This is a genomic window from Pseudoalteromonas sp. NZS71_1 (genome assembly GCF_015864305.1).
Taxonomy (GTDB): domain Bacteria; phylum Pseudomonadota; class Gammaproteobacteria; order Enterobacterales; family Alteromonadaceae; genus Pseudoalteromonas; species Pseudoalteromonas arctica.
The window spans coordinates 354,531-372,159 of sequence record NZ_JADYXM010000004.1 but is presented as its reverse complement, the minus strand read 5'-3'; the positions used below and the strand labels follow the sequence as shown (position 1 = coordinate 372,159).

17 protein-coding genes are annotated in these 17,629 nt (G+C 39.9%); 4 read left to right on the top strand and 13 right to left on the bottom strand.

Features of this window, described 5'->3' with window-relative positions; all coding sequences use genetic code 11:
• Window positions 1-9: 9 nt before the first annotated feature.
• The 7 genes from gdhA to I6F43_RS09220 all read right to left on the bottom strand — a co-directional run bounded on the left by gdhA (window position 10) and on the right by I6F43_RS09220 (window position 6,889).
• Complete coding sequence (gene gdhA / locus I6F43_RS09250; protein ID WP_197102004.1) at window positions 10-1,362, bottom strand: NADP-specific glutamate dehydrogenase; 1,353 nt, start codon at window positions 1,360-1,362, stop codon at window positions 10-12.
• A gap of 373 nt (window positions 1,363-1,735) precedes the next feature.
• Window positions 1,736-2,209, bottom strand: a complete 474-nt coding sequence (locus I6F43_RS09245) for a DUF1456 family protein (RefSeq protein WP_002960721.1) — start codon at window positions 2,207-2,209, stop codon at window positions 1,736-1,738.
• Window positions 2,210-2,319: 110 nt separating this feature from the next.
• A complete protein-coding gene (locus tag I6F43_RS09240; protein WP_197102002.1) occupies window positions 2,320-2,712 on the bottom strand; it encodes a hypothetical protein in 393 nt (130 codons plus the stop codon).
• A 14-nt stretch (window positions 2,713-2,726) separates the two neighbouring features.
• Window positions 2,727-3,971, bottom strand: a complete 1,245-nt coding sequence (locus I6F43_RS09235; RefSeq protein WP_008134012.1) for a lipoprotein-releasing ABC transporter permease subunit — start codon at window positions 3,969-3,971, stop codon at window positions 2,727-2,729.
• A complete protein-coding gene (lolD, locus tag I6F43_RS09230; protein WP_007375330.1) occupies window positions 3,961-4,659 on the bottom strand; it encodes a lipoprotein-releasing ABC transporter ATP-binding protein LolD in 699 nt (232 codons plus the stop codon). The genes I6F43_RS09235 and lolD overlap by 11 nt, the downstream gene beginning before the upstream one ends.
• A complete protein-coding gene (locus I6F43_RS09225) occupies window positions 4,652-5,869 on the bottom strand; it encodes a lipoprotein-releasing ABC transporter permease subunit (RefSeq protein WP_197102000.1) in 1,218 nt (405 codons plus the stop codon). Before I6F43_RS09225 ends, lolD begins: the two co-directional genes overlap by 8 nt.
• A gap of 147 nt (window positions 5,870-6,016) precedes the next feature.
• On the bottom strand, window positions 6,017-6,889 hold the full coding sequence (locus I6F43_RS09220; protein ID WP_197101998.1) for a LysR family transcriptional regulator: 873 nt from the start codon (window positions 6,887-6,889) through the stop codon (window positions 6,017-6,019).
• A gap of 134 nt (window positions 6,890-7,023) precedes the next feature.
• On the opposite strand from I6F43_RS09220, the gene I6F43_RS09215 reads away from it, so the two are divergent.
• Window positions 7,024-8,145: an S-(hydroxymethyl)glutathione dehydrogenase/class III alcohol dehydrogenase gene (locus tag I6F43_RS09215; RefSeq protein WP_182720871.1), complete on the top strand. Its 1,122-nt coding sequence runs from the start codon at window positions 7,024-7,026 to the stop codon at window positions 8,143-8,145.
• Between the two features lie 72 nt (window positions 8,146-8,217).
• The gene (gene fghA, locus I6F43_RS09210) at window positions 8,218-9,060 is read left to right on the top strand and encodes an S-formylglutathione hydrolase (protein WP_121954832.1); all 843 of its coding nucleotides are present in this window, start codon (window positions 8,218-8,220) and stop codon (window positions 9,058-9,060) included.
• Here fghA and I6F43_RS09205 read toward each other — a convergent pair.
• The gene (locus I6F43_RS09205) at window positions 9,014-9,352 is read right to left on the bottom strand and encodes a hypothetical protein (RefSeq protein ID WP_197101996.1); all 339 of its coding nucleotides are present in this window, start codon (window positions 9,350-9,352) and stop codon (window positions 9,014-9,016) included. The two genes, fghA and I6F43_RS09205, sit on opposite strands and share 47 nt — an antisense overlap.
• Window positions 9,353-9,424: 72 nt before the next feature.
• Window positions 9,425-10,942 carry a BCCT family transporter gene (locus I6F43_RS09200; RefSeq protein ID WP_331460605.1) on the bottom strand — a complete coding sequence of 506 codons (1,518 nt, stop codon included), beginning with the start codon at window positions 10,940-10,942 and terminating at the stop codon, window positions 9,425-9,427.
• A 213-nt stretch (window positions 10,943-11,155) separates the two neighbouring features.
• Here I6F43_RS09200 and I6F43_RS09195 point away from each other — a divergent pair, with 213 nt between their 5' ends.
• A complete protein-coding gene (locus I6F43_RS09195; RefSeq protein WP_024590122.1) occupies window positions 11,156-11,572 on the top strand; it encodes an MgtC/SapB family protein in 417 nt (138 codons plus the stop codon).
• A gap of 107 nt (window positions 11,573-11,679) precedes the next feature.
• Here I6F43_RS09195 and I6F43_RS09190 read toward each other — a convergent pair whose 3' ends face one another.
• Both I6F43_RS09190 and I6F43_RS09185 read right to left on the bottom strand, forming a co-directional pair.
• Window positions 11,680-12,705, bottom strand: a complete 1,026-nt coding sequence (locus I6F43_RS09190) for an energy transducer TonB (protein ID WP_076923950.1) — start codon at window positions 12,703-12,705, stop codon at window positions 11,680-11,682.
• Window positions 12,706-12,896: 191 nt separating this feature from the next.
• Window positions 12,897-14,804 carry a beta-ketoacyl synthase gene (locus tag I6F43_RS09185; protein ID WP_197101994.1) on the bottom strand — a complete coding sequence of 636 codons (1,908 nt, stop codon included), beginning with the start codon at window positions 14,802-14,804 and terminating at the stop codon, window positions 12,897-12,899.
• 126 nt (window positions 14,805-14,930) lie between these two features.
• Here I6F43_RS09185 and I6F43_RS09180 point away from each other — a divergent pair, with 126 nt between their 5' ends.
• A complete protein-coding gene (locus I6F43_RS09180) occupies window positions 14,931-15,941 on the top strand; it encodes a GlxA family transcriptional regulator (RefSeq protein WP_101164035.1) in 1,011 nt (336 codons plus the stop codon).
• A gap of 54 nt (window positions 15,942-15,995) precedes the next feature.
• Here the strand turns inward: I6F43_RS09180 and I6F43_RS09175 are convergent, their stop codons facing one another.
• Together I6F43_RS09175 and I6F43_RS09170 are read right to left on the bottom strand one after the other, a co-directional pair.
• Entirely contained in the window at window positions 15,996-16,508 is a 513-nt protein-coding gene (locus I6F43_RS09175) for an MgtC/SapB family protein (RefSeq protein WP_024608831.1), read from the bottom strand.
• A gap of 8 nt (window positions 16,509-16,516) precedes the next feature.
• Window positions 16,517-17,629, bottom strand: coding sequence for a GNAT family N-acetyltransferase/peptidase C39 family protein (locus I6F43_RS09170; protein WP_197101992.1), 1,113 nt, complete (start codon window positions 17,627-17,629; stop codon window positions 16,517-16,519).

Genomic DNA, 17,629 nt, shown 5'->3' with positions numbered 1-17,629 from the left:
GCTTTAATATTAAACGACACCCTGCTCAATCATTGCATCTGCAACGCGCCTAAAGCCTGCAATGTTAGCGCCTAATAAAAGGTTTCCAGGCTCACCAAATTCTGTAGCGGTGTCGTTAGCGGTAACAAATATATTTTTCATAATTTGTTTTAGCTTTTCATCAACTTCTTCAAAGGTCCAACTTTGCATGCTCGCATTTTGCGCCATTTCTAATTGGCTTGTTGCAACGCCGCCAGCATTGGCGGCCTTACCTGGCCCATACGCAATTTTTGCAGCAATAAAGCAATCAATAGCCTCTTTTGTTGAAGGCATGTTTGCGCCTTCACTTACTAATAAACAACCGCCGGATAATAATGCGTTAGCGTCTGCCTGTGTTAATTCATTTTGTGTGGCGCACGGAAAAGCAGCGGCAGCATTAAAGCGCCAAACAGCGTGCCCATCTTTAGGGTAGTCAATTGCAGAAATATAAATAGCATCGGGGTGAGTTTTTTTATATACGCTCAAGCAATCACGCGATTGCTCTTTCAAACATTTAATAAGATTTAAATCTATACCCGACTTATGATACACAGTGCCACGAGAGTCGCTGCAACTTACTGGTGTTGCCCCCATTTGATAAAGCTTTTCCATAGCATAAATAGCAACATTACCTGCGCCCGAGACCAAGCAGCGCTTACCTTGTAGGCTATCGCCGCGCGCTTGCAGCATGTAGTCAGCAAAATAAACAGCGCCGTATCCAGTGGCTTCTTTTCGTACAAGCGATCCACCCCACAATAAGCTTTTACCTGTTAAAACACCTTCATAGCGCCCAGTCAAACGCTTATATTGACCAAACAAGTAACCTATTTCTCTTGCCCCTACTCCAATGTCTCCAGCGGGTACGTCGGTTGTAGGGCCAATATGGCGATAGAGCTCGCTCATAAATGATTGGCAAAAACGCATTATTTCAGCATCTGAGCGCCCTTTTGGATCAAAGTTTGCCCCGCCTTTACCACCACCGATTGGTAAACCTGTTAAAGCATTTTTAAATATTTGCTCAAACCCTAAAAATTTAATTATGCTGGCATTTACACTTGGGTGAAAACGTAAGCCACCTTTATAGGGGCCAAGTGCAGAGTTAAACTCAATTCTGTAGCCTTTATTGACCTGAATATTGCCTTCGTCATCAACCCAGGGAACTCTAAACATAATTTGACGTTCGGGTTCAACTAAGCGTTGTATAATGGCATTTTTTTTGTATTTTTCTGAGTTTTCTAAGATAGGTTCGAGTGATTCAAGTACTTCTTCAACAGCTTGATAAAACTCGCATTGTGCAGGACTACTATTTTTTAATTGTGCGATTGTGCTATGGATATAATTCATAATTATTCTTCCGTGTTAATAATAAAAGTATTTATCAGATGTTAAAGTAAACGTGATCAAGTTTATGATTCATGCTTTAAGGTCTTAATTTAATATAATTAACTATTACCTTAGCATGAAAAATTAAGATATTTAACGCGAGCTACGTGAATTATTTTTGATTAGAAGTTTGATTTTTATTTATTAAAGATGAATTTAAATTCACAGATTTAAAATTAGAACAGTGCCAAGCGAATTTTTATATTTTCAAAAAGGAGTTTTAGAAGTATTAGGTTAGGTGTGGATTTTTTAAAAAATATAACAATTAATGGGCTTTATACTGCATTGCGCTCGCAAAAAACCCATTAACTAAAAGCTAATTAGCTAAAACCAGTTACTCAGCAGACTCTTCTGGACGGTGCTGCTTTTGTACGCCGGTTAAAAACAAGCGTAATATTTGATCGTTACAAACACGGTAATGTTTGTTATCTACTTTTCGAGAAAACGCGCTTAACTCATGTTTACTCAGATCAAAATCAACAAGTGCAAGTGTTGCTATAACATCTTCTGCTTTCATATTTAAAGCAATACGTAGCTTCATAAAAATAATATTGTTGTTCAGCTTTTTCTCAGGCTCTGGTTGCTCACCTTCGCGTTTGCCACGTTGGGTATTAATAAACCCATTTAAAAAGCTAGCAAACTCAGTATCACTTATTGGGGTAAAAGCCTCTTCACCTTCTTTAGTTAACCATGCAATTACTTGCTCTTTGGTGACCGTATGCTCTGCTGATGCAAAAACATTGACCATAGCAGTATCAGTTAAGTTAAAAGTGTAGCGAATGCGGCGTAAAATATCGTTATTAGTCAAAGTAAATCCCAAAGTGAGGTATAGCAACCAAGCAGTTATTGCTTAATTTTAAATAAGCGCCTAGTTTAACAGGTTTCGTTATAGTGCCCTATTGTTTATTACTGTTAACGCTAAGGATAAACAAACCTTAGTGCCAATAAAGGAAATACCAAAATAATAGAGCCAAATAACCAAATTATCATTGCTACAAAGTAGCGTTTTTTAGAATTAGCCCTAAAAGCGCGTTTTACATTATTGATATAATTGCTACCGCTTCCTAAATAAAGCCCATTCAACACAGCAATCCCTAACAATAAAACAATGCCAATTAAGCACACCATCACACGAGACACACTGGTTATGTTGTGCAATAAATGCGGGGAAAACACCCCAGCTAGCATGATACAATTTAATAATAAAATAAGCGAAAAGGCAAAAATGCCATCTGCGCCACTTGCTGATTTTGAGCGTTTCTTTAGCCATTGCACATAAACAAAGTGCATTGCACTGTAACTGGCTCGCATGTTAAACCCTTTTACTAATTACCAAGCACTTTAGCAGGATCTACCCGTGTTGCTTGCCATGCAGGATAAATAGTGGCAAGTATCGCAAGCACAAACGTAACAATCACTGTAATACCAATGTCTTCAAGTACTAATTTACTTGGTAAAAACTCTATAAAATAAACGCCCTCAAGTGGATTAGCTCCAAATAATTGGCTTATCCACGTAAAAAGCTCACTTATATTAAGCGCTAATACCACACCAATTAGTGTTCCTAGTGCCACGCCTACAAATGCTTGCATTAAGCCCTGCATTACAAAGGTGGCTAAAATAGTACTGTCTTTCGCGCCCATGGTTTTTAAAATTGCGATATTGCCTTGTTTTTCGCGTACTTCCATCACCAAGGAGGACACAATATTAAAACTGGCTACCGCTATAATTAAAAACACCACAATATAAACAATGGTACGTACCATTTGAATATCTTGATAAAGGCTGCCTTGGGTTCTAAACCAACTGGAAACATACACGTAGTCGTCAATAGTTTGGCCCACTTTTAGCGCTATTTGGTGCGCCGAAAACACATCATCAACACTTAACCGCAGCCCTGTTACTTGAGTTTCATCGTAACCCAATGTTTGCTGCGCTTTATTAAGATGTATAAACGCAGCTGTACTATCAATGGGGCCTCCCATTTCTATAACACCTGCAAGGTTAAGTGTTACGCGTTTAGGCGCTAATAATGACTGACCTTTTTGGCCTATTTGCGGAATAAGTAACGTAATGTTGTCGCCTACTTTTGCATCTAACTGTTTTACTATTTGCTTACCTAAAATTACATCGTCAAGGCCTAACTGGCTCACTAACTTACCACTGGTAAACTGGTTTACCGCCGATACATTACTCTCTAGCGATGGCTCAACACCTCGAATTTCTATCGCTTTTAGCTGGCTTTTATATTGCGCCATCCCATTCACTGCAATAAATGGCGCAGCCCCTGTTACATGCGGTTGTGTTTGTAAATCCTCAACTTTTTGCGACCAATTCGCGATGGGTCTACTTGGTGCTACATATTCCACCTGCGGCACAACGCTTAGCAATCTATGTACTAGTTGTTGCTCAAAACCATTAATTACCGACAGCGCCACAATTAAAACCGCGACACCTAATAAAATACCAATAGTCGACGCTTTAGCGATAAAACTAACAAAGCCGTTTTTTTCATCTTTGTGGCCTGAATAGGCTCTAAAACGTTTACTTAAAAATGCACTAAGCAACATGCTGCGACTCTTTAATAGCTAGTTTTCCATCGTCTAAATAAGCTATTTTGCCTAGCTTATCGGCAAGTTCTAAATCGTGTGTAACTACCACAAAACTGGTGTTTAAGCTTTGGTTAAGCTCATTTATTAAATCGTAAATTTTAATCGCATTTTGTTTATCTAAATTACCGGTTGGTTCATCAGCAAGCACAAGCGCAGGTTTAGTAACCAGCGCGCGGGCAATAGCCACGCGTTGGCGCTCTCCACCAGAAAGCGCAGACGGTTTATGCGAGCTGCGATGTGCAAGGCCTACTTTTTCGAGCATATCGAGCGCTTGAGCTTTGGCTTCTTTTGCACTCAAGCCTTTAATTAATAATGGCATAGCCACGTTTTCAACTGCGCTAAACTCCATTAATAAGTGATGAAATTGATAGATGAAGCCCAAATTTTGGTTTCTAAATGCGGCTTGCTCTGTTCGCGAAAGTTTTGCAACTTCTTGGTTTTTAATTTTAGCGCTACCTGAGCTTGCGGTATCTAATGTGCCAAGTATGTGTAAAAGCGTACTTTTACCAGAGCCAGAACTCCCCACAATAGCCAGCATTTCACCTTGCTGAAGCGCTAAATCAACGCCTTTTAATACTTCAACTTGGTTGCTGCCATCTTGATAAACCTTACTTAAATTTTCACAACTAATTACTAAATCATTCATAACGTAATACCTCTGCTGGTTTTACTTTTGCGGCTTTACGCGCAGGATATAAGGTAGCTAAAAAGCTCATAGCAATACTGGCAAACGCTATTATTACTAAACTCAAAATATCAAATTTTACCGGAAGCTCTATACCCGCCAGTAAGTTTAAGCCCACTAATGCAAGTAGCTCATTTATATATAAACTAAATATTACACCTAAAAATGCGCCTATTGCGGTACCAATTACGCCATTATATAGGCCTTGCACCATAAACACTTTTTGCACTTGCGAAGGTGTTAAACCTAACGTTTGTAGTATGGCTACTTCACCTTGTTTTTCGCTTACCATCATGGTTAATGCCGATACAATATTAAATACAGCCACCAATACAATGAGGGCAAGCAACATAGACATAATGCGCTTTTCCATAGCAACGGCTGCAAATAGAGTACCTTGGGTACTGCGCCAATCACTATAATTATGATCTTGTAAAATACGCTGGCTTGCTTCAATAAACTCATCTAGTTCGAAAGGTTCGTGCAATGAAACACTTAAATTTGGGGCAGTGTTTTTATCCAGCTTTAACACCCGTTGTAGTGAAGCGCCACTCGTAAACGCAAGTGCCATATCTATCTCAGATCCGGTTTCGTATATTGCGGCAACTTTAAATAAACGCTGGCTGGGTACTCGCCCAAGTGGTGTATACGTTGAAGCATTAGGCATAATAACGCGAAGCTTATCACCCACGCTAACGCCTAATTTACGACTCAAATAACGGCTTATAGCAATGTTGTAATTTTTGTTTAATACAGTTTTCCAATCGCCTTGCACTATTTTATCGGTAATTCTATACAAAGAACCACTATCGTTATAAAGGCCTTGTAATAAAACGCCGTGCAAGTCTTTATTCGTTTGCAAAATAGCTTCGCCGTGGCGATATAAGCTTACATGATCAACATAAGGAGATTGTTCGAGGTCGGTTTTTAGGGTGTTCATTTGGGTGGCAGTGTGTTTATCTGCGCGAACTTCAACATGCGGAATAAGTCCAAGCATATTGGTTTTTAGGCTATTTTCAAACCCGTTCATTACACTGCTTACCGTAAATAATGCCATTAAACCAATAGCGATACCGGCAATAGAAAAAAACGAAATAAACGATATAAACGCATTTCCTTTAGAGGAGCGACTATATCTAAGCCCTATAAATAAGCTAACCGGTTGAAACATATTATTTTTAACACTTATCGTAAAAGTATTGATCAATAGTAGCACGAAAAAAGTGCCTTTGGGTATGGCGTAAAATGTAAGAAATAATTTAAAAATCTGATACTTGGCTATATTTACAGCAATACATGTTTAACCATTAATTCGCGGTTAAGTTTTCAACCCTTTAACTAAATAATCGAGCAATACCCGTACATTAGTGGCCACAAACTGCCTTGGTGGATATACGCCCCATACCCCTTCTTGCTGTGGTTGATAGGGTGTTAAAATAGGCACCAATTGCCCTGAGTTAATTTCGTTCTCAATGTAGTAGTCTGGGAGTTGCACAATACCAAGCCCCTTTTTTGCGCCATCCACCAGCGCCCAACCACTATTACATTGTAGCCGCCCCGCTATTTTAATGTGTTTATCGCGCCCATTTTCGTTTACACGCCAGTAGCTACTATTCCCAATTAAGCATTCATGGCTGTTTAGCTCGCCTAAAGTATGCGGCTCACCAAATCGCGTTAAATACTGTGGTGCCGCGCACATAATAAAACGCCGCGCACTTAACCTACGCGCTTTTAAGCTCGAATCTTTTAAATGCCCTAACCTTATGGCTAAATCAAATCCGCCCTCTAATAAGTTTTCTTGCTCGTTACTTAATGTGGCAACAACTTCTACCTCGGGATGATCCTTCATAAAATTATGCACTATAGGCATAATGAACGTTTCCCCATACATAACAGGGGCTGTGAGCTTAATTTTACCCTTTGGTGTAGTTTGGTGCGTGGCAAGACCTTGAGTTGCCTCGTCCATAGCGTGTTGTAAGTGTTTTATTTGATGTAAATACATTTCGCCTTCTTTAGTTAAAACCACTTTACGGGTTGTACGGGTTAAAAGCTGGGTATTTAAACGTTGCTCAAGCGCTGTAACATGGCGGCTAATATGCGCAACCGAAAGTCCAAGCGTTTTTGCAGCCGCAGTAAAGCTGCCCTCCTCCCCAACAGCTATAAACTCATCTATTCCATTCCAACGTGCCATTATTACCATACTGTAAAAGTGTTTTAATAAAATTGAGATTATCATTGTTTGAGAAACAAATACAATAAGCACATCACCCAAGCAAATTGGGTCTACAATTATTTTTTAATAGCCAGTTAAAGGAAATAAAACACATGTCTGAATTTATTAAATCAAAAGCTGCCATTGCTTGGGGTCCTAATCAACCACTTAGTGTTGAAGAAGTTGATGTGATGATGCCTAAAAAAGGCGAAGTCATGGTAAAAATTACCGCTACAGGTGTGTGTCATACCGATGCATTTACATTATCGGGCCAAGATCCTGAAGGCATATTTCCTGCTATTTTAGGTCACGAAGGCGCTGGTGTTGTCTATGCTGTTGGCGAAGGCGTAACGAGTGTTGAAGTTGGGGATCATGTTATTCCTTTATACACTGCAGAATGTGGCGTATGTAAAATGTGTACTTCAGGTAAAACTAACCTGTGTTCAGCCGTGCGCGAAACACAAGGTAAAGGCCTAATGCCAGACGGCACTACACGATTTTTTAAAGACGGCCAACCAATTTATCACTACATGGGTACATCAACGTTCTCTGAGTACACTGTATTGCCAGAAATCTCACTCGCTAAAGTAAATAAAGAAGCATCACTAGAAGAGATTTGCTTACTAGGCTGTGGTGTAACAACAGGCATGGGCGCAGTTACCAACACTGCTAAAGTAAAGCCTGGCGACACTGTTGCTATATTCGGCTTAGGCGGTATTGGTTTATCAGCCATTATTGGCGCAAAAATGGCTGGTGCGGGTCGTATTATTGGTGTTGATATAAACACCACTAAATTCGATTTAGCAACAAAACTTGGTGCAACTGATTTAATTAATCCAAAAGATTTCGACAAGCCAATTCAAGAAGTTATTGTTGAAATGACTGACGGTGGCGTTGACTACTCGTTTGAATGTATTGGTAATGTTGATGTTATGCGCTCAGCGCTTGAGTGTTGTCATAAAGGTTGGGGCGAATCGGTAATTATTGGTGTAGCCGGTGCTGGCCAAGAAATATCAACCCGTCCGTTTCAACTGGTAACTGGGCGTGTATGGCGTGGCAGTGCATTTGGTGGCGTTAAGGGTCGTTCACAACTACCTGAAATAGTAGAGCGTTATATGGCTGGAGAATTTGCTCTTAACGACTTTATTACCCATACAATGGGCCTTGAAGATATTAACGAAGCATTTGATTTAATGCACGAAGGTAAAAGCATTCGTACAGTCATTCATTACTAATAAACTGCATTCGTAAAATAGCTTATTAATAAGCCGTAATACTTTTAAGTTTACGGCTTTTAAGGATTAAGTATGTTAGAAAATATCTCAAGTGTAAAAGTGTCTGGCGGTTGGCATAAACAATATACTCACAGCTCGCAAAGTACACATAGCACTATGCGCTTTGCCGTATTTTTACCACCTGGCGCAAGTGAGACAAACAAAGTACCGGTACTTTATTGGCTATCAGGTTTAACCTGTACAGACGAAAATTTTATGCAAAAAGCCGGCGCATTTAAAAAAGCAGCTGAGCTGGGTATTGCTATTGTAGCGCCTGACACTAGCCCGCGCGGCGAAAACGTCCCCAATGAAGACAGCTACGACTTTGCACAAGGCGCAGGCTTTTACGTAAATGCCACGCAAGCTCCTTACAACACTCATTTTAATATGTACGATTATGTTGTTAGTGAATTACCAGCACTTATTGAACAACATTTTCCGATTACAAGCACAAAAGCAATTAGTGGTCACTCTATGGGCGGGCACGGTGCATTAATGGTTGCACTTAAAAACCCGACTGCGTTTGTAAGTGCCTCGGCTTTTAGCCCTATTGTAAATCCGATTGAATGCCCTTGGGGTGTAAAAGCATTTACTGGCTATTTAGGAAATGATAAGGCGCTTTGGGCACAATATGATAGCTGCGAGTTGATGAAAAACGCAGAGCAAGCTCATTACTTACCTATGTTAGTGAGTCAAGGTGATGCTGATGGCTTTTTACAAGAGCAACTTAAGCCAGAAAACTTAGTCGCTATTGCTGATAAAAAAGGCTACCCACTTACACTTGAAATGCAAGCAGGCTACGATCATAGCTACTTTTTTATAAGCAGCTTTATTGACCAACACTTATTATTTCATCATCAGTTTTTAACTGCATAGGCTCATTAGTGTGTAGGGATGACTTTTCTAACTCTACACACTCTTTCAATACTTTACTCACTTGCCTGCATACTTGTACCGTATTGTTATCGCCCTTACCTTTAATAAATTCAACTATAGCCATATCGGCTTCAACACCGAGTTTAGTAAAGCTAAAGCCCTCTTTATCTTTTACAACAGGCCCCGCATTTACTGGACCAGGTTGAGAGCGCGCTGCCCCATCTAAAATTATACCCGCAGCAGCGCAACCAATTAACACATTTGAAAATAGAATAATCAAAAAAGTACGCATTATTAACCCCACCAATATAATTACCTAAATTATATACAATTTTAAAAATAGCATTGTAAATAAATGTAAGCCTTAGTGCTTAAATTCACGTATGAACTCTTTAATAAAACCAATTAATTGCAATATAAATATAATTAAAAAAGGAAGCGCTCCAATAATAGCAACGCTTCTGTTTAATGGTTCATTATTTTGTACTAACAAAACAAAAGCGCATAAACCTAGTGCAAACGACCAAGCATACAAGCTCCATGTCTGAGCTTCACTTGCACCACTTAATTGGCGAATAACCAAAATAGCTGAGTCTGCTGATGTAGCTACAAAAATGAGTAACAGCAATAAACTTGACCAAATTAATAGACCGCCTTGCCAGCCTAATTGCTCGAAAAATACAAACAGCCCTTGCGTATAATCGGCTTTAATAGCCGCTAAAATGCCTGCATTATGTGTTTGATCCCACGCAATTGCAGAGCCCGAAAACACACTAAACCATATAATAGTCACAAAGGTTGGTACAAATACGACACCTAAAATGTATTGCCAAACCGGCCGTCCTTGGCTAATTTTTGCCAAAAACACACCAACAAACGGGCCCCAAGCTAACCACCAAAAATAGTAATTGTATGTCCAACCTGTTGCCCATGCGGGGTCATTAAGTACGCTTTCAAACTGCCATGTACCTGTGGTTATGAGCTGAATGTAATCCCATGTTCCTCCTACAGCTATGTCTATAATTGGCTGTATAGGCACAAAAATTAATAGCCATGCTATAAGTGCAAATGCTAAAAACACATTAAATTTACTAAGAGTTTGAATTCCTTTTTTAAGCCCCAACTTTGCAGAAATAGTATAAAGCAGCGCAATTAAACAAATTATAATAAACCCCGAAAATAAAGCAGACTCAAGCCCTAGCTCAAGCTCGAGCCCTTTACGCAGTAATAAAGTTGAATTAGCAATTGTGCCCACGACACCAAAAAATATTGCAAGTATGGCAATTAATTTAATACTAAAGCTCAACTGTAACTGCCAAGCCCGATTAATAACGCCTTTAGTTGCACTGATCACAGGAGCACTAATATCGCCCGCTGTACCACTATTGCGAGTAAGCCCACCTAATACCAAGCCAAATACTGCATAGAGCGCCCATGCATGCGCGCCCCAATTAACTAGTGTAAGTGCCAAACCACTTGTTTGATTGTTAGGATACAAGCTTTGCTTTAAAGGCGAATTAACCGTGTGTAGTGCAGGCTCTGCTACTCCCCAAAATATAAGTCCTGAGCCCATCCCTGCTGCAAACAACATAGAAAGCCAACCAAAGGTACTAAACTCAACAAGTGCTTGCGCTCCTCCTATTTTTCGTTGCCCTAATGGGCTTATAGCAATAGCTATCACAGAAAAAAGTAACAAGTTTACCAATATAAAAAATGGCGACCCTAAATAACCTAAAATTTTATTAATAGCGGGTTGTAAGTGCTCTGTGAGTAATTCAGGAAATAAAAAAGCAATAACAGATAATCCAACGCAAAATAGTAAGGCTGTTTTTTCAAGCTTAGTGGGTGTGCTTAATGTTTTATTTAAAGGCAAGAGATTCACATAGGTGTCTTTTAGTCTGGATAAAAGAATACGGGGCTTTAAAACTCAGATCAAATTAACTATTGCGTAAAATAGTAATAAAAACATGTAAAAGTTTCCTCAATAATTCTTGTTAAATACAGGTATTAACAATAACTCATTGATTAATAGTTATTTATGCCATGGCTTGCTGTTTGCTTATTATTAACAAAGTTAACCAGCACAGGCTCAATAATGGAAATTGATTTACAGTGGAATGAAATCATCGATAACTTAATACACTTAGGTATTGCATACCTACTTGCACTGCCCATGGCTTACGACAGAGAGCGAAGTAATGATGGCGCAGGCCTTCGTACCTTTCCTCTTGTTGCTGTTGCATCGTGTGGGTATGCATTAATTGCTATGTCGGTTTTAGATGGCGCAGAAGCTCAATCAAAAATGTTGCAAGGCATCATTACTGGTATTGGTTTTATTGGCGGTGGCGCAATTTTGAAAAATAATAAATCAACCTCCGGCACAGCAACCGCAGCAAGTATTTGGAATATGGGTTTAATTGGTATAGCCGTAGCGTACAGCCGCTACGAAATAGCAATTTTACTTGCCATTATTAACTTTATAACGCTTAGGTATGTAAAAAAGTTTAAGTAACAGTTTTTTTAATAAGTATTGCAGCAAAATTCCAATGCATTGTTTGTATAGCCAAGACTTATTAATGCAATAACTCCCCATAATTTATATGTGGGGAGTTACAATTTTTATAAAAAGCTTTCACCGCTTTGCTTAAGTGTAATTGTTTGTGCTTGAGCGCTTTTTATTAATAATCCACAACGTAAATCATTTTTCGAAATAACAATTTTATCAATTGTATTAGTGTCATAGTCAACGACTTTGTTTTCGCATCTAAGTTGCACTTTGCTCAGTGGTAATTCTGATTGTAATTTAACCTCAGACTTCGACATCATAGGCATTACAGCTTGCTCTGAAGCTAAACTAAATTGTTGTTCAATATCTCCCGAGTTTTTATAAATATCGTTCACTTGGGTTAACAACTGTTCCTTATTTTGATCTGTAAAAGTTATAGATTCAATATTGCCTAGTGCATCTATTGCATCATAGGCTCGGACATAATCTTGCTTTGATATAAACCACTGTAAAGCATTTTTAATCACACGTTTTTGAATTTGATCAGGTAAGTTACCTCTAAATAAGAACGCTTCGTTGATATGCTGATCAAAGCTCTTCCAGTCTTGTACAAAATAACTGTGCTGGCTTTTAAGCCACGCAAGTAAAACAATTTCAACCGTATTTTTGGTATGTTCATTTTCTAGTTCATCAATAAGGCTTTTAGCTTCATCGTATTTCTTTTCGTCGATTAATTTACTAGCTTGCTCATAATCATTAAAAAAGCCACGTGATGCCTTATCGTTTGAAAACCCAACATGTAAATTTTGTGAACTTACAGTAATAGTTTTTGCTACAGGTATAGTCTCACCATTTAATTTTGCGCTTTTGTAATTTAGTTTAGATACGTAATCTATTACTTCTCTTTGGTACTTTTTTTGCCCGACCGTAGCTACAATTTCTATATCACTAACCTGCCCGCTTTTATCGACAACGTAACTGCTTAAGTTAATCCCCTCTAACCTCGAAGCGCGCGAGGAAGTATTAGTGAGCTGATCGTAGTTTTTATTAATCACTTCTGCAGGAACAAAGTCGTCTGCAAAAGCAGGAAGTTGAGTAAAAGCAGAAGTTAAAGAAAGCGCTAATATGAGTTTTTTCATCGGTTTTATCCATCCTAGATAGTGTTTATATAATAGAAACAAACGATCAACATAAAAGCAAGTATCAACACAAAAAATAAGTTCAATTAATAAGCTAAATTTGGGGGGTAACAAAAATAATCTAATAGCTACATATATTTTAGGCATTAAAAAAGGCGCTTAAAAAGCGCCTTGCTAACAAGTATGTGTGCTTAAAACATATCTTGATAGGAATTTGTTGTGCTAAACGTAATTGCTTTTTCAAAGCCTGGTAACTGAATACTTTGCTCGTCTATTAAAATGTCATTGTCATCAATAAGTCCGTCGCCAAAGCGGTAAATAAGTTCGTACTGGCCTAAATCGGCTTGCGTTTTATACGTTTGCTGAGCGGCTTTAATTGCTACATTTTTCTGCGCGTAACTACTCATAGCTTCATCGCCATGGCGCTTAGCGAGCATTTGCATTGTCACTTTTGGTGAAAGTACTATTGCTGTTGCATTGTTACCGCCAAAGCCTTTTGAATTTATAAAAGCTATATCCATTTCACTGCATTCGTAATGGCTATTACGAATATCAAGATGATCGATGTAAACATCATCAGCCACTTTATCAATTGTGGTAATACCCGGCATAATGTTGTGACTAAATACACCGAGAGCTATCGCTAATTGGTCGCCACTTGCAGGAGCTATAGTATGACCAACATAGGCTTTAGGCGCTGTCACTTTCCAATTATCAATAGCGAACGTTTGTGCCACTTTGTGATATATCAGCGACTCTGTTACGCGGTTTAACGGTGTACTTGAGCCATGCGCTAAAATAAAGCTACGTGCTTGCAAAGCTTCTTTGCCTAAAAGGCTCGTTGCTAAAGCAGCCGATTTAGCCATGGTAATGTAGTTACCAGGACCAGGTGACGTAATTGATTTTTTTATACCATCTGCATTTACAAATACATCCGGCACAGAGCCCATTATGTCAGCGCCTAATTCAAGGGCTAATGCATCGTCCATTAAAATAGCAACTTGTGCGCCTTCACCTAATGTAAAGCCGCAGTTATCCCCAAACGGGCGGCTACTTTTGCGATAATCTGGTTCTTCATCATGTGATAAGTTATCTAAGCGGCGCAAACCTTCAACATTTGCAAGTGCGCTCATGTTACCAAAGCCTTCAATCACTTCGGGTGTAATAGCACACTCAACACTTGCGACAACCGCAACGCGTGTACGCCCTGCTTGTATGTCGTTTACTGCTGCACGTAAGTTGTATAAAAACGTAGCACAGGCGCCCGAGGTCGAAAACGTAGTTCCCACATTGCCCGTAACATACGCGTTAATAAAATCGGTAGACATTGTATTTAAGCCCAGTGCTAACTGCTTAGTGCTAACACGGTCGCCTTGTTGGCGCGCCTTCACTAAACCGCCTAGGCCTTTGTCGTCCATTTGGCCAATTACCGATGCTGAATAGGTACCAATTTTATCTGGCTCTACGCTATTCATAATGTGTTGCCAATCAAGCCCTGTTGATTTAATCGCATCGGTAGCTGCAAAAATAGTCGCTTGCAAACCACGAGGCTGATAGCGGCTGTTATACATAACAGATGGATCAAATCCAGTCGGAAATTGCCCTGCAGATTTAATTGGATTATCACGTGTTGAGTCATGCTTAACATCTAAGTCGGCTGCAATAGTTACTTTTACTTTTTTGCCTTCAAGTTCTTCAACTTGCCAGCTAGCTGGAACAGGTACCGGTAAGTCGCGAGCGCGAGTTTCAAACACAATAGCGTTATCGCTTGATGCGTTTAGCGTCATTTTTTGCTGCCACGGTGTGGCATCTGCATCAAAGTGTTCTTTTTCAATTTTACGAATAAGTGTACCGGCAATAATTTGCTCACCAAAGCGTGCTTCTATGTCGCTTTGCTCAACATTATTACCTTGTGTATCTTGTAATTGGCCGTTTACAACGCTTACTAGATTCATCAGTGTGGCGAGGCCTAAGAATGTTTCACTGCGATCTTGAGCATTTAAACTATCTAACACGATACGGCGATAACCTTGATGAAAAGAAGTACGGCCAGCGGCGTTAATGCCACCCATGCCTACTATAACGGGTAATGCTGTCATAATTTACCTTTTAGAAACGTGTTATAAGGAGAGGTGGCAGTTTAAATGGATTATGCACCACACATTGTGCTTTAATAGCCAAATATTCAGCACAAAAGGCCAAAATGTACTGGTCGGAGCATTTATATGACTGAAAAAAACACTAATCCACCATTAAACATTGCTATAGCGGTTTATCCGCATTTATTAGTGACTAGTTTAACGCTGCCTATTGAGATGCTAAGAGCCGGCGAAGCCTTTGCTAGAGGCCATATTGATAAGCAAAGTTTTAGACCGCTTGCTATAAATTTAGTGGCTAAAAATGCTGAATTTATACCCACTCGCGCAGGCCTTGCGATAATTCCTGATTGCATAACAACTAACGCCCCCTACAGCGATTTAATTATAGTTCCCGGAATTTGGCGAAACCCGCGCCCTGTAGTGCGTACAAATCAAGACGTAGTTGATTGGCTAAGCGAAAGCTTTAGCGCAGGCAGCCATATAATTGGTGTAGGCACTGGCAACTGCTTAGTAGCTGAGGCTGGCTTACTTGATGGGCACCCTGCTACCACCCATTGGCACTACGCCAATCAATTTAGCCACGACTACCCGTTAGTGCGTTTAAAACCCGACTTTTTTATAACTCAGTCAGAGCGCATGTATACGGTAGCCAGTCTTAATGCCCTTGCAGATGTGATCGTACATATTATTAGTCAGTACTATGGAAAAGCCGCCGCTCAACATGTAGAGCGTAATTTTTCGCACGAAATACGCAAACCCTACGAAGATCAACGCTATCTCGAGGGTGCAGTTGACCGTCACCCCGACGAGCTAATTGCACAAATTCAATTTTGGCTAAAAACCAATTTAGCTACCGAGTTAAACCTGCAAGAAGTCGCTGCCCAATTTAGCTTGAGCTACCGTACTTTTACCCGCCGTTTTAGAGCGGCAACGAACCAAAGCCCTATTGAGTATTGGCAACAATTACGCGTAGAAGGTGCGAAGGAGTTATTAGCATCATCAAATTTATCAATTCAAGAAGTGGCTTTAGAAGTGGGATATAACGACCAAGGTCATTTAACACGCGTGTTTAAAAAAGTATTAAGCCAAACACCCAGTGGCTACAGAAAAGTAGTTAGACGCAAGTTATTTGGATAGTCGATATTTAATAGTACTAGTACTTGTTTCAATAACACTAAAAAAACGCCACTTTTAATGGCGTTCGGTATCGTTAAAATCTTTTCGATAATAGCGTTTTTGATAGTTTTTTACTTTAGTGTGTACGCCTTTGCTTAAGCTTTTAAATTTAGCCTCAAGTACGTCAACACCGTATAAAATACCGACCACCAGCACCGAGAGTTTTATTGCAGCGCCAAGGTTTTCGGTCGCTATCATAACGCCTATTGATGCAAGCACCCAAATGGTTGCAGCAGAAGTTACACCCACTACCGCACCATCTTTTGCGAGCATAACGCCTGCCCCTAAAAAGCCAATACCTGTAATTATTTGCCCAACCACACGAGAGTGATCTATTACATCCCCTTGTAAATTAAACGCAGTGGATAAAAACAAATATGTACCCAAGGTTATTAACGCTGATGTACGAATGCCTACAGGTTTACCGCGCAACTGGCGCTCTATACCAATAATGGCACCGCAAAAAGCCGCAGTACCAATAGCTGCCCACGAATACGGGGCTACATCAATTAAATCTAAAAAAGTCACTGTTAACCTTATATTTTATTAGCTATAGCCACCGCCGTTCTTAAACGTTGGCTACCAAACGCTGACATTTTACTAAAATCACTTCGTGCAATAGGTACATACTGGCAATCTATTGCGAGCTGTTTATCGTTACCGGGCTCACAAAACGGATCGTGAACATACACGCAATGCTCATCAAGGTGCGTAACACACACCCAATGTGGTGATTTTTTACCATCAAAACTATATGTGCTAATTAATAACAGCACACTAAAGCCTTTACTTAACCACTGCTCAATATGCTCAAGCTCTACATCTTTATGTGTAAGCGGTATATTTGCTTGTGCAATACCATCTACAAATTGTTGATGCACGGTGGCAAGTACCACTTTTTTGTTTTCGTTGCGTACGCCATCTAAAAACAAAGGCTCGGTGGTATTAACCATTACCTCGCTTTTAAAACCACGCTTATTAGCGGCAAGTGCCAAACCAAACGGGTGGCAACCACCATGACCCGATGTCATAAAAATGGTGGTACCTTCACGCCAAAGTGCCAGCTCATGTGATTGGCTAAGCTCAGTAGCTGGCTCAAGTGCCCCCATTGCCATTAGTAGCGCAGCAGGTCCGCACGTAAACTCAGTTGTTTGCTGATACCACGGCGTTAAACGCGCCACTTTTAACTCACTTGTTTGTCGAATGTTTTTTTGCATTCGTAGTGCGTCACTGTGGTCATCGTAATAATCGCTGTATTGACCAAACACTCTGTAACCCAAGCTTTTATAAAGCCCAATCGCACCTTCGTTATTTACAGCCACTTCTAAACGAAGGTAAATACGAGCCCGCTCACACGTTTCTTTTTCTAGGCTAGTAAGCAGTGCTTTTGCAATCCCCTTACCTTGCATTGTGGGTTTTACAGCAAGCGAATATAAACGCGCTAAACGCGTGCCTTTATGGCACCACACTAGCCCATAGCCGCATATTTGCTCGTCGTCTTCAGCAACGAGTAAAATACCGTGTTTTGCACTTAGCCAGCGCTTTAAACTACGCGGGCTTAATTTATCGTTATTAAAGCAGGCGTTTTCAACGTCAATAAGTGCGTTTAAATCACTGCTAAGCGCCTTTCGAATAACAAGGTTGCTCAT

Coding starts and splice junctions, on each gene's coding strand:
- I6F43_RS09190 (WP_076923950.1), bottom strand. CDS start 12,705: ATGAAAAAACTCATATTAGCGCTTTCTTTAACTTCTGCTTTTACTCAA.
- lolD (WP_007375330.1), bottom strand. CDS start 4,659: ATGAATGATTTAGTAATTAGTTGTGAAAATTTAAGTAAGGTTTATCAA.
- I6F43_RS09180 (WP_101164035.1), top strand. CDS start 14,931: ATGACTGAAAAAAACACTAATCCACCATTAAACATTGCTATAGCGGTT.
- fghA (WP_121954832.1), top strand. CDS start 8,218: ATGTTAGAAAATATCTCAAGTGTAAAAGTGTCTGGCGGTTGGCATAAA.
- I6F43_RS09205 (WP_197101996.1), bottom strand. CDS start 9,352: ATGCGTACTTTTTTGATTATTCTATTTTCAAATGTGTTAATTGGTTGC.
- I6F43_RS09215 (WP_182720871.1), top strand. CDS start 7,024: ATGTCTGAATTTATTAAATCAAAAGCTGCCATTGCTTGGGGTCCTAAT.
- I6F43_RS09225 (WP_197102000.1), bottom strand. CDS start 5,869: ATGTTTCAACCGGTTAGCTTATTTATAGGGCTTAGATATAGTCGCTCC.
- I6F43_RS09195 (WP_024590122.1), top strand. CDS start 11,156: ATGGAAATTGATTTACAGTGGAATGAAATCATCGATAACTTAATACAC.
- I6F43_RS09220 (WP_197101998.1), bottom strand. CDS start 6,889: ATGGCACGTTGGAATGGAATAGATGAGTTTATAGCTGTTGGGGAGGAG.
- I6F43_RS09185 (WP_197101994.1), bottom strand. CDS start 14,804: ATGACAGCATTACCCGTTATAGTAGGCATGGGTGGCATTAACGCCGCT.
- I6F43_RS09235 (WP_008134012.1), bottom strand. CDS start 3,971: ATGTTGCTTAGTGCATTTTTAAGTAAACGTTTTAGAGCCTATTCAGGC.
- gdhA (WP_197102004.1), bottom strand. CDS start 1,362: ATGAATTATATCCATAGCACAATCGCACAATTAAAAAATAGTAGTCCT.
- I6F43_RS09170 (WP_197101992.1), bottom strand. CDS start 17,629: ATGAGCAACCTTGTTATTCGAAAGGCGCTTAGCAGTGATTTAAACGCA.
- I6F43_RS09240 (WP_197102002.1), bottom strand. CDS start 2,712: ATGCGAGCCAGTTACAGTGCAATGCACTTTGTTTATGTGCAATGGCTA.